This is a genomic window from Spirosoma montaniterrae (assembly GCF_001988955.1).
Lineage (GTDB): Bacteria > Bacteroidota > Bacteroidia > Cytophagales > Spirosomataceae > Spirosoma > Spirosoma montaniterrae.
The window spans coordinates 184,382-198,350 of sequence record NZ_CP014263.1; the positions used below are offsets into that span (position 1 = coordinate 184,382).

Sequence of the window (13,969 nt, forward strand, 5' to 3'; positions counted from 1 at the left end):
AGACTATGGCATCTCTTAAAGAAGTACGCAGCCGTATCACGTCGGTGAATTCGACGCAGCAGATTACCAAAGCCATGAAAATGGTGGCGGCTGCCAAGTTGCGTCGGGCGCAGGAAAACATCACGCAGTTTCGGCCTTATGCGCAGAAATTGAAACAAATGCTGGGTACGGTATCGGCAGGTGCCGAAACAGCCACCGATAGCCCGTATAAGCAGGCGCGGCCCGTTGAGCGCGTACTCCTGATTGTTGTTACGTCTGACCGGGGTTTGTGCGGTGCCTTCAACACCAACGTAGTGAAAGGCGCGCTTACCCTGATCGATGAGAAGTACGCAGCACAGGCGCGTTCGGGCAATGTCGAGATTATGGCAATTGGCAAGAAAGGGGGCGAAGCATTCATCCGCCGGGGCTTCCGGGTCAACACGGCTCACATGGACGTGTTTACATCGCTGAGCTTCTCGAGGGTGAAAGCAGCCGCTGAAGAAGCCATGAACGGATTTGCCAGTGGTCAGTACGACGCTGTCGAGATTGTGTACAACGAGTTCCGCAATGCTGCCGTTCAGATCGTGCGCACCGAGCAGATGCTGCCTATCGTGCCTACGCCCCCGGCTGCGGCTGCGGGTAGCGCAACATCGGTTACGAACTACCTGTTTGAGCCATCGGAAGAAGAAATCGTTACAGAACTGATTCCGAAGACGCTGAAAACGCAGTTGTACAAAGCCGTGCTGGACTCGAACGCATCGGAACACGGTGCCCGGATGACCGCGATGGACAAAGCGACCGAAAACGCGGGTGAACTGCTGAAAGAACTTCGGCTGGTCTATAACCGCACCCGTCAGGCCGCTATCACAACCGAGATTCTCGAAATCGTTGGCGGTGCCGAAGCATTGGCTGCTGCGTAAGACAAATACAGATTTTTTTATAAAAAAACACCGCCCCGAAAGCGGTGTTTTTTGTACCCCACCCCCAACCCCTCCCCATTAGGGAGGGGCCAAGCGATAACGCTTACGTAAGTAAGCCCCTCCCTAATGGGGAGGGGTTGGGGTGGGGTATTTACCGCTGCGCTTCGGTAACGGCGATGGCAACCATATTCACGATTTCGCGCTCCGACGAACCGACCTGTAAGACGTGAACGGGCTTGCGCAAACCGAGCAGTACCGGACCGATGGTGTCGAAATTGGCAACTTTCGAGAGCAGGTTATAGGCAATGTTTGCCGACGACAGATTCGGAAAAATCAGCGTGTTGGCCCCCTCATCGACCAGGCGGCTAAGCGGGTAGTTCTGCCGAAGCAGGTCGGTGTCGAAAGCGAGGTGAGCCTGCATTTCACCATCTACGAGCAGGTCGGGGCGTTTGGCGTGCAGCAGTTCAACGGCCCGGTTCATTTTTTCAGCATCGTCGCCTTTGGCACTGCCGAAGTTGGAATAGGTCACGAGTGCGATGCGGGGTTTTACATTGAAACGCTCGACGGCGTGGGCCGTTAGTTCGGTGATTTCAACGATTTCTTCGGCGGTGGGATCAAAATTTACCGTCGTGTCCGACAGAAAGAGTGGGCCGCGTTTGGTCAGCATGATGTACATACCGGCCACTTTCTTTACCCCGTGTTGTTTGCCAATCACTTGCAGCGCGGGCCGGATTGTATCGGGATAGTTGCTGTTCAGGCCCGAAATCAGCGCGTCGGCCTCACCGTTTTCCACCATCATTACGCCGAAATAACTCCGTTGCGACATGCGCCGGTGTGCCTCGCGCATCGAAATGCCTTTCCGGTAGCGTTTCTGGTAAAATAAGTCGGCGTAGGTCTGTACCGGCCCGGCCTGCTCTGGCGAACGCGGGTCGATAATGGGGGAGTTGCCCAGATCAAGGTTATTCTGCGCCAGAATAGAGCGGATGAGGGCTTCGTTGCCAAGCAGAATAGGGTAGGCAATGCCTTCATCCAGCACTTGCTGGGCGGCTTTCAAAACAGTCGGATTTTCGGCATCGGCAAACACAACCCGGCCCGGATTCGACTTTGCCTTCGTATGCACGACCCGCGTTAGCCGATTGTCTTTACCCTGTCGCTGAGTTAGTTGCGTTTCGTAGGTGGCCCAATCGGTAATGGGTTGCCGCGCTACCCCCGACTCTATGGCAGCCCGTGCTACTGCCGGAGCCACGTAGGTGAGCAAGCGCGGGTCAACGGGTTTCGGAATAATGTAGTTCCGGCCAAACATCAGATTGGCTTCGCCATAGGCTAAATTTACCAGATCGGGTACGGTTTTCTTAGCTAAGTCGGCCAGCGCATGAACAGCGGCTAATTTCATGGCTTCGTTGATTTCCGTGGCCCGAACGTCGAGTGCGCCCCGAAAAATATAGGGGAAACCCAGCACATTGTTCACCTGATTTGGATAGTCTGACCGGCCCGTTGCCATGACTACGTCGGGGCGGGCGGCCATCGCGTCGTCGTAGCTGATTTCGGGCGTGGGGTTCGCCATCGCGAAGACAATCGGATTGTCGGTCATTGACTGCACCATTGCCTGATTCACGACATTGCCTTTCGAGAGACCCACAAACACGTCGGCCCCAACAAATGCTTCTTCGAGCGTTCGTAGATCGCGTGAGGTGGCAAAAACTGCTTTGCGGGCATCGAGATCGGTACGGTCGGCCCGAATGACACCCTTGCTGTCGCACATGACGATATTTTCGAGTTTAGCCCCCAGCGACACGTACAGCTTCGTGCAGGAAATGGCCGACGCTCCGGCTCCATTGACCAGAATTTTTACCTTATCGATGTCTTTGCCAACCAGTTCGAGTGCGTTGAGCAGGGCAGCCGCGCTGATAATGGCCGTGCCGTGCTGATCGTCGTGCATGATTGGAATACTGAGTTCCTGCTTCAGCCGCTCTTCGATCTCGAAACATTCGGGGGCTTTGATGTCTTCGAGGTTAATGCCGCCGAAAGTAGGTTGCAGAATTTTCACCATCCGCACAAATTCATCGACGTCTTTGGTGTCCAATTCAATATCGAACACGTCGATGTCGGCATAAATCTTGAACAGCAGCCCTTTACCTTCCATAACGGGTTTGCTGGCTTCAGGGCCAATGTCGCCCAGACCCAGTACTGCTGTTCCGTTCGAGATTACGGCTACGAGGTTGCCTTTGGCCGTGTATTTATACACGTCTTCGATGTTGTCGGCAATGGCTAAGCACGGTTCGGCCACGCCCGGCGAGTAGGCAAGCGTCAGGTCGCGCTGGGTGTTGTAGGCTTTGGTGGGTACGACTTCTAATTTGCCGGGTCGTCCTTCGGCATGGTAGTTAAGGGCATCTTCGCGCCTAATCTTCTGGTTCATAGCGGGCAAAGGTACTAATTGCCACGAAATTTGTTTTTCTGAACCTGCTCAGAACCGCACCCCTACCTGAACGGCTCCAACGTAGATGGGTGTTTCAGCCGTTTGCCCAACAATAGGATGCCGGTTCGACTGGTAGGCAACATAGGAAAAGCCGAGAGGTTGCAGATTGACATAGAGGGGCAGTTTTCGTTGCTCATTGAAACGAACGGTATAGCCTACCAGCACGCCCACTTCGTAATCAGTGCTGCGGTAGCTGCGGCCATCGACTACCGAACCTTCCAGCCGACCCGGCCCAATGGCGTTGTACCATTCGGCGTTCAGGCCCTTCCAGACGTATTGCCGGTAGCCAAACAGCAGGGCCGAGTTGGAAAAACGCCCTTCTTCTGCCCGAAATTCATAAGGTCGGTGCAGCAGACCCACGTAAGCTTCGCCAGCCGTTCGGCCTTTGCTGTAGAGGGTTCGCAATACTTTGGCCGAGTAGATGTTGCCCGGAAAAATGGGCCAGAGCAGGTTGGCTTCTACACTCCATCGGCGAACTGGCGCGGGCTGTTCGTTCGGTGTTGGGCGGCCCGGTTGAGGTGCTGAGTCGAGGGTTTGGGCGGGCGTTGCCGAGCAGGCAGCGAGGGCGAGCAGAACCGCAGTGGTCAGGTTGGGAAGCTGGCAGAATGACATCGTCTTGGCTTGTTTAAGTTGACGATACAAAGTTCGGCCCTCCGGCGTAGCGGCTCCTTGATGTACAATAGGAAGCGCGGGTAGAATGCTGACCTGCATCAAGAAAGAACGCCCAACCCTTGACCTGCATCAAGTGGCGGCTTCATTGGGCAGAAAAGTCAGTTTTAGCGATGTCCCGGCGCAGGCGGCTCAGGGCTTCGGGCGTGATGTTCAGGTAGGAGGCAATCATATGGAGCGGAACCCGGCTCATCACTTTCGGGCGTTCGTGCATGAGTGCAAGGTAGCGTTCTTTGGCCGAGGTTGTTGCCAGCTCAATGTTGCGGTTAATAACGAATATCGCCGTCTGATCGGACATGAGTTTGCCAAACTTCAGGAAACTCGCGCTTTTCTCGTATAGGTCGTTCAGGTCGGCATAGCTGATTGACAGGAGCTTACATGGCTCTACGGCGTCGATGTTGTAGCGCGATGGCTGCTGAGTCAGAAAGCTGCCGAGTTCGGTTACGAAGGCCCGCTCGAAGAAAAATTGACGACTTATGTCTTTGCCATCGTAGTTGAAGAAGATGCGCAAAGCCCCTTCCGCAATGAAGTCGATGGTATGGCAAACCTGCCCGGCCTGTAGTATCTGTTCGCCTTTTTTCACCGCCTGATACCGGAACATGGGTAGCATCAACGCCCATTCGGCTTCAGAAAGTGGCTGTACCGATTGAACCGTAGCTTTGAGCGTGTCGTACATGATAGCTGTTGCATTGACGATTGCCCGAAGATAGAGTATTCGGGCCATATTGGGTCTTTTCAATCAATAGCGAACAGGCTGAAGCATAAGAATCTATGAAACAAACCGTTGTGTGTCTGATCCTGCTTGTCGGGCTGTCGGCAGCGTTGCCAACGATACCGCATACGCAACAGCGAACACCCCCGCCCAACATTATTTACATCCTCATGGATGATCTGGGCGTTGAGGAGATCGAGATATATGGCCGAAATTTGCTTAAAACGCCCCACCTGAGCCGCATGGCCCGCGAAGGGTTAGTGTTTACGCAGCACTACGCCGGTACGTCGGTTTGCGCCCCGTCGCGCTGCGCCCTCATGACGGGGATGCACACCGGCCACTGTGAGGTGCGGGGCAACAAACAATGGGAACCGTCGGGGCAAATGCCGCTCTCGCCCGAAACCGTTACGGTGGCGGAGGTATTGAAACAGGCAGGCTACGAAACGGCTTTGTTTGGCAAGTGGGGGCTGGGCAGCGAAGGCACTACCGGCGAACCAACCCGGCAGGGATTCGATCAGTATTATGGCTACTTAGATCAGGTGCTGGCTCATAACAACTTTCCGGCGTACTTAGTCCGTAACGGACAGCGCGAAAGCTTGCCTAACGAGGTGATTTGGGAGCCTAAAACGTCTTTTTTTAAAGGACTTGGCAGTTTTACGCCCCGGCCAACCGTGTATAGCAACGACCTGTTCACGAAAGAGGCCGTGACGTTTCTTCAGAAACGACGCCGAAATCAGCCATCGGAGAAGCCTTTTTTTCTGTATCTGAGCTACACGCTGCCTCATAACAATGGCGAAGCTCCGAAAGAGCAGCGGTTTCAGGCACCAACGCTGACACCCTACGAAAACGAACCGCCCGGCGGCCCGGCCTGGACACTGCTCGAAAAGAACTATGCCGCTACTATTGCCCGCATGGACGATTACGTGGGGCAACTGATGACCACGCTCAGCCAGCAGGGGCTTGCCGAAAACACGCTGGTGCTGTTTAGCAGCGACAACGGCTCTACCGAAGACATACCGGCCCGATTTGCGGCCCGTAATCAACTGCGTGGCATGAAGCGCAGCCCCTACGAAGGCGGTATCCGCGCTCCGCTGATTGCCTGGTGGCCGGGGCAGGTAAAACCCGGTACGAGCGACCATCTTACCGGCCAATGGGATTTCTTCGCTACCGCAGCCGACCTGGCCCGAGTAAAGCCAGCCAGCAAAACCGACGGGCAGTCGATTGTGCCAACCCTGCTGCGTAGAAAGCAGACCCCGGCTCCGTATCTTTATTGGGAATTTCACGAGCAGGGCGGCTGGCAGGCCATTCGGCAGGGGAATAACAAACTGATTTACAAGGTCCGGGCCGACGCGTATGAACTGTATGACCTAAGCCGCGACCCCGCCGAGCAAACCAATCTGATTACCCATACCCCCGACGTAGCAGCCTATCTGAAAACGTTGCTGGCTTCGGCCCGAACCCCCTCCCGTGATTTTAACTTCGGCAAATAAGGAGTGGTCCGGTTAAGTTGCTGTCGAAACACGAACGGGGTCTGCTGCTGACACCTCCGAAATGTTTGTACAAAGTGGGAGACATTGTCAAAGCCGACCCGCTCGCCCACTTCGGTCACGCTAAGGGAGGTACTGATCAGCAATTCTGCCGCATACCGAACCCGAAGATCGGTTACGAACCGGCCTAACGTGTACCCGGTTTGCTGGCGGAAATAGCGACAAAACGAAGCCGGATTCATGTTGGCTATACCGGCAACCTGCTCCAGTGAAATAGGCTCCGTAAAATGATCGTGCAGGTAGGCAATCACCTTGCTCATTCGTTCGCTCTGCTTTTGCCACTGCTGGGCAGACACGTAACCGGGCGACACGGCCACCAAAGCCGTTGAGTGGGCCAGTTCATGCAACAGCGTCAGGAATGCCATCAGTTGAGAAAACCCGGACTGCTCCGTCAACGCCCACAATGTTTCGGCTACTGAGGCCACCATTGGTTCGTTCACCTGCAATCCTACCACCGCCCGATCCAGCAGCCCTTGAATAGCCCGCGTTTCGGGCAGCGTAAAAAAGGAATCCCCGGCAAAATCAGGCCGGAATCGGACCACAATTGCTTCAGACAGTAGGCTACTATTAGGTTGGTAATGAACCGGGTCGCTTTTCCAATAGTGGGGTACGTTACTGCCCAGCAACAGAATCTCCCCCGGCCCAAAGCGAGCTACGCTTTGCCCAATGAACCGTGTCCCCGTGCCGGCTACGATGTAGTTTAATTCCAGTTCGGGATGGAAGTGCCAGGGATTGGTGAAGTAGGCCGATTGTTCGTGGCGCAGGTGGAAAGAGGCATCCGGGGGCTGGGGCACCGTCAGTCGGTTGGGGCGCATACAGATTGATATATGATTTGCAAATTATACCAAAGAACGATTTATCAGGCTAATTTCAGAACAGAAATGGCAAATTGACTATCAAAATAAGTAAAGTGAAAACCGGAATTTTGCCAAAACGATGAATGTATGCGGCTTTTGTTGATTACGCTTCTGGTGCAAATGACCTATGTTGGCCTGGCGCAACCCGTTAACACGCTCTCCGCCCTGGAGCGGCAGGAAGGCTGGCAACTGCTCTTCGATGGTAAAACGACGGCTGGCTGGCGCGGAGCCTATGCCAATACATTTCCCCGACAGGGCTGGCAGGTAGTCGATGGCGAACTGCGGGGTGAACATAGCAAATTCAACAACTACGCGGGCTTCGCCACCATCGCCGAAGGCCATATTCTGTTGCAGGATCACGGCCATAACGTTGCCTTCCGAAACCTGAAAATCAAACCGTTACCATGAATCGTCGTCAGTTTCTCCAGACCGGTAGCGCAGCAGCTCTCACCGGACCAGCTCTCGGTTTTCCGACCATCATACCGGCTTCGGTGCTGACAGGCAACCGCACCGGTCGACCGGCTCCGTCGGATCGCGTGACCGTCGGATTAATTGGTACCGGTCGGCAGGGGTATGGGCAAAATCTTCAGGGAGCCGACTTAAAAAGCATTGGTGCCCGCGTACCCGGCCTGCTCGACGTGCCCGAAGCCCAACTTGTCGCCATCTCCGACGTAGATAGCTGGCGCATGGCGAAGGCAAAAGCCACCATTGAGGGGCACTACGCCAAAGCAACGCCGGGTAGTAGCTTCAAGGGGCTATCGGCTTACCGTGATTTTCGGGAGATCATCGCCCGTAAAGACATCGATGCCGTGATGATCTCAACCCCCGACCACTGGCACGTACCGATGGGCATACTGGCGGCCCGCGCCAAAAAACACGTCAGTTGCGAAAAACCCCTTAGCCTGAGCGTACAGCAGGGGCGACTGCTGGTCGATGCACTGACGAAGTACAACGTCGTTAACCGGACCGACAGTGAGTTTCGGTCTGTTCGCCCACAGAATCAGGCAGTTGAACTGGTGCGAAACGGGCGCATCGGGCAATTGCAGAAAATCGAGATTTCGTTCCCGTCCGACCCAACCCCCGTGCCTGCTCAGGCCGATATGCCCGTGCCGAAGGAGTTGGATTACGACCTGTGGCTCGGCCCGGCTCCCTACGTACCCTACACCGATATGCGGGTGCATACGCCTTTCGACATTCTGAAACGACCCAACTGGATGCGTGTAGACACCTATGCGCAGGGCATGATTGCCAACTGGGGTGCCCACTATTTCGACATGGCCCAGTGGGCCAACAACAGCGAATACTCGGGGCCGGTAGAGGTTTTTGGAAAAGGGGAGTTTCCGAAAAGTTTGTGGAACTCGATGATCAATTTCCAGGTAATGTATCGCTATGCCAACGGGGTTGAGATGACCTGCCAGCAAACGCTCACCAGTAAGCCGGGTATCAAATATACCGGTTCGACGGGCTGGATTCTGGTAGAAGGTTTTCCCGGCGTATTGACCAGCAGTAACCCGGCCCTGCTTACCTCAAAACCGCAGGAAGGCGAACTGGACCTCTCGAAAACGCTTTGGGACAAACCCGATTTTATCGACGCGGTGAAAACAGGCCGCAAAACGCTCGAACCCATCGAAGTGGGCCACCGAACCATTTCCATTTCGCAGATTGGTCTGATTGCCTGCCAATTAGGTGCGTCTACCGGCTCGCCGGGCGAGAAGTTAGTCTGGAATCCTGAGAAAGAGCAGTTTGTGGGCAACAACGCGGCCAACGCCCTACTGACCGCTCCGCTGGCCCGCAAAGAGTGGATCATGTAACCCTGATAGTTATGAGACGAATTCAATTGTTGCTCGGCCTGCTCATTGTCTGCCTGACAACGACTGCCCACCCGCCAAAACGGATAAAACGGGCTACCGAGTGTCGAACCGTTGAGCGTCGAACCGTCCCCAACGATTTTTTCGTATTGCACAATGCCATCCGGGGCGATTCGACGTACAAAACGTTCGATCAGCAAGTTGCGCTGATTAAAAGTCTCGGTTACGATGGCGTGGAGATCAACCAACTGGAGTCGTTCGAGGGCATGAAAACCGCGCTGGACAAGCACCGATTTACCGGCTCGTATTTCTACATCCGTGTCAACCTCGACCAGCCGGAGTTAGACCCGCGTATTGAACCCTACATCCGGGCGTTGGCCGGGAGCAAAACCATATTGGCCCCCTTCATCGTCGGCGATAAAACCCGGTTTCCTCCTGGGCGGCATTCCGCTGGGCGGCATTCCGCTGGGCGGCATTCCGCTGGGCGGCATCCCGCATCGTCAGGCGTGGCCGATAGCGTGGTGGTGCGGCACCTGCGGCAGATGGCCGATTGGGCCAAAGCCGCCGGGCTGACAATTGCTCTCTATCCCCATGTAGGTTTTTATGTGGAACGGGCCGACCACGCTTTACAACTTGTGGAGCAGGTGGCTCGCCCAAACGTGGGACTGACTTTCAACCTCTGTCATTGGTTGGCCACGCGGGAAGGCGGACCGGTAGCTTTTCGTTACGACTGGAAGCCGCTGCTGGCCAAGCTGAAACCCCACCTGAAAATGATGACCATTTGCGGAGCCAACGATGTGCCGCTGACTCAGGCGGCAAAAGAGCCGGGCGGACTCTGGAACGACTATATCAAACTACTCGGAACGGGCAGCTTCGACACCTACGAACTGGTTCGATACGCCGTGCAGGAACTGGGATTTCGCGGCCCCATTGGGGTGCAGTTCTACGCGCTGAAAGGCGATAAACCCACCAACCTCCGCCAGACAATGGCGGTCTGGCAAGAATACCAAACCCGTTTCCCGCGACTTCGCTGACCATTTTTTGTCATTATGTCGTTTACAACCGAACATCTGGAAACCTACCAGCGCGACGGTTACGTTATCGTCCGCAACCTGTTCTCACCCGCCGAAGTCGAGCGGCTTTACGCCGTAGCGGTGAGCGATGATGTGCTAAGCCAGAAAACCTACGCCCGTGTCGATGCATCGGGCCTGAAAACCCGGCTGGCTCTGTGGTACGCCTTAGACGACAGTCTGTACAGCAAATTTGCCCGCTCGGCCCGAATCGTGCAGGCTGTGGAGCAGATTCTGGGCGGTCGGGCTGCGCATTACCACTCCAAACTGATGCAGAAGGAACCCCGCACGGGCGGTGCCTGGGAGTGGCATCAGGACTATGGCTACTGGTATAAAAACAACGGATTCCTGTTTCCCGATATGCTATCGGTGCTGACGGCCTTGACTCCGGCCACTAAGGAGAACGGCTGTCTGCAAATGATTAAAGGCTCCCACCGGATGGGCCGGGTCGAACATGGCTTCTCAGGTGGGCAGGTTGGGGCCGATATGGAAAAGGTGAACGAAGCCCTGAAAATCATGCCGCTGGAATACCTGGAGATGGAACCGGGCGACACGGCCTTTTTTCATTGCAATACCCTCCATGCGTCAGCGGCCAACCTGTCGGACAAGCCCCGCTGGTCGATCATTACGGCCTATAATCTAATCAGCAACAAACCTTATAAAGACATTCACGAGAGTAGTTATATGCCAATCGAGCCATTCACGGGCGATCTGCTGACCGAAGCTAAAATGGGCATTACCGAAACCGCCGATTTCCTGGCTAAGTAGCAACCTCCGTTTCCAACGCCGATGTGTTGGCAGTTGGGTTGGCGGCTTTGATGCTCAGGGTTTGGTTAGTAAACATACCTACATAGGCTTATAGAGGGCTTTTCGCGACAGATGCAATGCATCTATTAGTGACGAGCAGTTAATTCGTTTGTATGTAATAATTATTTTATTCTTGTCTATAGGCTGTCTAAATTTTATATTTCCCAGTCATCAAGGATGCGCCCCGCCGAAGCGTCGGCCCGGCCTAAAGGGGACTTCTACGGTCGCGCGAAGGCTCCCTTTAGGGGTGAGGTTTACCCACACTTTTATGCAATCTATTCGTCGCGTAGCGACCTAATGTTTGTAGGCTATTGGCAAAATTAAGAAGCGTTCCGTCGCGTAGCGACCTAACAACCTTGTGGGTAAACCTCACCCCTTTAGGCCGGGGGTAAAGTGCAACAACTGAAGAATGGCTAAAATGTAAACAGTCTTTTAGAATCCGAAAAAGAGCGTTATATTGAGATGTAAGCCGCTACCGCTGTTTATCCGGTTTGCCACCCAGACCGTTGATTCTGATCTTGATAGACAGCTTTAACCCCGACAAAAACCATGCAAGGACTATCAGTAATCAATGACCCACAGGGCAACCCCAAGATTTTAACGCTTGACCTGCAACAGCATGACCAACAGCTAAACCCGTTGGTTGATACTCTGTTAAACCTTATTCGAGGTCAGCAGGAAGAAGCCGAGGAACGCGCTGAATGGCGGTTATTCAGTCATGCCGCGCTCAACCGCGCTTACGGCGAAGATGAACCCGATTATGACGACGTACCCGCCTTAGAACTCTCGAAAAATCATGAATGAGCAGATACCCGGCTTTGATGAGGTGCTAATCCCTACTTCTACCAACGCACTGAAACAAACGTCAGTCGTTCGATTAAGTAATCTGGTAGCTATTCCGCCCACTGATATAGTACAAATTATTGGCCGGGTGCCAGCCGCTACTCTATCGGCACTCAAACAGCGATTAGCCGACCATCTGACCGGTTAATACCCTCAACAGGAAAAACATGAAAGACGAACTAACAGCAGCTATGCACGAAGAATTTAACCTTGACCCCGAAACCGAAAAGAAGCACATAGCCTTTGCCGTGTTCCGTATGCTAAATCTGGGTATGTCCCTTCCTGATGCTATGCGGAATTTTGGCGTTACGGACATGGAACAGTTGCGTCCCTACGTGACTGAATTTAACGGCATAGTATCGAAAGATGAACAGATAAAACTCTTTCGATGATGAGTAAATCAACAAAAAACTACCGAGACTTTATCAGGCAGTTTGGGCAAGTGAAATTCCCATTTAAGTCTCTTATCGAAAGCGATAGACAGTTCAGAAACGACCTTTATACTGAATTTATACAGACCGAGCAAAAGCCTGATAGTTACCTTTACACAGCACAGTATTTAACTGACAAGGAAATTAATAATGGGTTTGCAGAAGCGAACAAAAAAACTGCCGTTTCGAGTAGTCAGAAAGTTGTAGCGGCACAGTTTATACCAACCATCGACATTGAAAAGCGGCTATACGACATTGAAGCGGAATTTCACCAGAAGCTTAAGGAAGGGTTGTTGTCAAACTCATTTTATAGCCATGACCTCAGCCAAACGCACAACGTCAAAACCCTGATTGAAATAGGCGAAAATTTCGACTTGTTACAGAAATTAGTTCTGAGTGATTTTCACACAGAACAGTATGATAATAGACCGGATGCCAAATCGATTGCAGGTGATATATGCACCTTGCTTGCCCGGCTTAAAAGTCGGAATCTCACAAACAACATTCGTAATACTATACTCGAAGACAGAGAAAATAGGCATTTAGCTATTGAATCTATTTTGGGTAATCAGAGCCCGATTGTAATCGAAAACTATAAAACGAAGTACGCCATTCTGAAAACCCATTTTAATAAACATCTATCTAAATGTTCTCCCCCTCCTTCTCCCGCTATACCAGCCAGTACCACCCCGTACCTTGTGACACAATCTGTTAATTATAAGATGCAGCCGCAAGAACCTACCTACGATACCGAACGACTACGTACTGACCTCGCCTATCGTTATGCAATGGTTGATACATTTACTGAGTACATGAACAGCCTTGATGAGGATGCTGACCGCACAGTTTACTATATTGATATGTGTCATGCAATGGGTTATCCCTTATATAATCCCCTGATTTTATGCGGCTTTATAATACCTGAGAGACAATTTGTTGAGGGTTCTAATGGAGATACATTTTTTGATGAGGAAGGTAATGAAGTGCCATACAAACATTGGCACTTACCTGTATACAAGACAACTGAGGAAAAAGCCAACCGGAATAAGCTGTACTTTTTTCATTGCTTCCTGAAACAAAAGTTTATTATTCCGCTAAACCGTCCCTTTCTCAAGCACCGCCCCGATTTTGACGAACTGAAAGCGGACTATCTGTCAAAGGAGCGAACCGAACGAAGCAGAGCAGTACACCTAAGTTGGGTAAGGGATGAGATTCAGGTAAATCAGACATTAGGTATTATGGATATGAAAAAGAATCCCATAATGCCTAATGTAAAAGAGCAGATAGAGAAAGCAACTATTCTAATCGAACGGGAATTAGAGGGCATACACGCCATCAAATGGGGGGAGTTTTATAGAAGTCGTCAAATGGAAACGTTCGCTATGTTATGGGGACTGGTCGAGTTCAAGCGATTTTTAGAGCAAGAGCCAACACACACCATCCCGCCCCTGCAACCTGCCCCCGTATCGGATAAGCCGGATAAGCCATTACGAGACACATTGGAAAAGTGCTTTGAGCATTCAAGCAAGTACGCTACTGTGATGGGTTTACTAGTTAAAAAGCAATGGTGCCAACCGGGTACGTTTTTATGGATTGACGAATCAGTGGGAGCAAAAGGGACGTTAATAGCCCTGATAAAACATCTTCACGCGCAGGGCTTCTACCACAACAACACGAAGCCTTCAAACGCGCAAATTGTCAGCATAGCAAAAAATACATTTGGTCTTGACGTAAGCATAGACCTTGTAAAAAAGACAAAACTACAGACCGGCCATACAAATAACCTTGCCTTTATTCAGCCAGCAAGTACGTACTAATTGCACCAAATACCCTGTTTACACCCGGTGCAA

At 52.6% G+C, this 13,969-nt stretch carries 14 protein-coding genes; 10 read left to right on the forward strand and 4 right to left on the reverse strand.

Features of this window, described 5'->3' with window-relative positions; all coding sequences use genetic code 11:
* Positions 1-5: 5 nt before the first annotated feature.
* Positions 6-899, forward strand: coding sequence for an ATP synthase F1 subunit gamma (atpG, locus tag AWR27_RS00735; RefSeq protein WP_077129427.1), 894 nt, complete (start codon positions 6-8; stop codon positions 897-899).
* 151 nt (positions 900-1,050) lie between these two features.
* Here the strand turns inward: atpG and AWR27_RS00740 are convergent, their stop codons facing one another.
* The 3 genes from AWR27_RS00740 to AWR27_RS00750 all read right to left on the reverse strand — a co-directional run bounded on the left by AWR27_RS00740 (position 1,051) and on the right by AWR27_RS00750 (position 4,768).
* Positions 1,051-3,315 (reverse strand): NADP-dependent malic enzyme, encoded by a 2,265-nt coding sequence (locus AWR27_RS00740; protein WP_077129428.1) that lies wholly within the window; start codon positions 3,313-3,315, stop codon positions 1,051-1,053.
* Between the two features lie 48 nt (positions 3,316-3,363).
* Positions 3,364-3,987, reverse strand: coding sequence for a hypothetical protein (locus tag AWR27_RS00745; protein ID WP_077129429.1), 624 nt, complete (start codon positions 3,985-3,987; stop codon positions 3,364-3,366).
* A 142-nt stretch (positions 3,988-4,129) separates the two neighbouring features.
* Positions 4,130-4,768, reverse strand: a complete 639-nt coding sequence (locus AWR27_RS00750; RefSeq protein ID WP_083732711.1) for a Crp/Fnr family transcriptional regulator — start codon at positions 4,766-4,768, stop codon at positions 4,130-4,132.
* 47 nt (positions 4,769-4,815) lie between these two features.
* On the opposite strand from AWR27_RS00750, the gene AWR27_RS00755 reads away from it, so the two are divergent.
* A complete protein-coding gene (locus AWR27_RS00755) occupies positions 4,816-6,246 on the forward strand; it encodes an arylsulfatase (RefSeq protein ID WP_077129431.1) in 1,431 nt (476 codons plus the stop codon).
* Here AWR27_RS00755 and AWR27_RS00760 read toward each other — a convergent pair.
* Complete coding sequence (locus tag AWR27_RS00760) at positions 6,183-7,118, reverse strand: helix-turn-helix domain-containing protein (protein WP_077129432.1); 936 nt, start codon at positions 7,116-7,118, stop codon at positions 6,183-6,185. The genes AWR27_RS00755 and AWR27_RS00760 overlap by 64 nt on opposite strands.
* Positions 7,119-7,247: 129 nt before the next feature.
* Between AWR27_RS00760 and AWR27_RS00765 the strand changes: the two genes are divergently transcribed.
* From AWR27_RS00765 to AWR27_RS00800, 8 genes are all read left to right on the forward strand, one after another.
* On the forward strand, positions 7,248-7,568 hold the full coding sequence (locus AWR27_RS00765) for a LamG domain-containing protein (RefSeq protein ID WP_077129433.1): 321 nt from the start codon (positions 7,248-7,250) through the stop codon (positions 7,566-7,568).
* On the forward strand, positions 7,565-8,971 hold the full coding sequence (locus tag AWR27_RS00770) for a Gfo/Idh/MocA family protein (RefSeq protein WP_077129434.1): 1,407 nt from the start codon (positions 7,565-7,567) through the stop codon (positions 8,969-8,971). The genes AWR27_RS00765 and AWR27_RS00770 overlap by 4 nt, the downstream gene beginning before the upstream one ends.
* A gap of 11 nt (positions 8,972-8,982) precedes the next feature.
* The gene (locus AWR27_RS00775; RefSeq protein ID WP_077129435.1) at positions 8,983-10,002 is read left to right on the forward strand and encodes a sugar phosphate isomerase/epimerase family protein; all 1,020 of its coding nucleotides are present in this window, start codon (positions 8,983-8,985) and stop codon (positions 10,000-10,002) included.
* Between the two features lie 15 nt (positions 10,003-10,017).
* On the forward strand, positions 10,018-10,806 hold the full coding sequence (locus AWR27_RS00780; RefSeq protein WP_077129436.1) for a phytanoyl-CoA dioxygenase family protein: 789 nt from the start codon (positions 10,018-10,020) through the stop codon (positions 10,804-10,806).
* A gap of 588 nt (positions 10,807-11,394) precedes the next feature.
* Positions 11,395-11,649 (forward strand): hypothetical protein, encoded by a 255-nt coding sequence (locus tag AWR27_RS00785; RefSeq protein ID WP_077129437.1) that lies wholly within the window; start codon positions 11,395-11,397, stop codon positions 11,647-11,649.
* Complete coding sequence (locus tag AWR27_RS00790) at positions 11,642-11,836, forward strand: hypothetical protein (RefSeq protein WP_077129438.1); 195 nt, start codon at positions 11,642-11,644, stop codon at positions 11,834-11,836. Before AWR27_RS00785 ends, AWR27_RS00790 begins: the two co-directional genes overlap by 8 nt.
* Positions 11,837-11,855: 19 nt before the next feature.
* A complete protein-coding gene (locus tag AWR27_RS00795; RefSeq protein WP_077129439.1) occupies positions 11,856-12,080 on the forward strand; it encodes a hypothetical protein in 225 nt (74 codons plus the stop codon).
* Positions 12,077-13,936 (forward strand): hypothetical protein, encoded by a 1,860-nt coding sequence (locus AWR27_RS00800; protein ID WP_077129440.1) that lies wholly within the window; start codon positions 12,077-12,079, stop codon positions 13,934-13,936. Before AWR27_RS00795 ends, AWR27_RS00800 begins: the two co-directional genes overlap by 4 nt.
* The last annotated feature ends 33 nt before the right edge of the window (positions 13,937-13,969 follow it).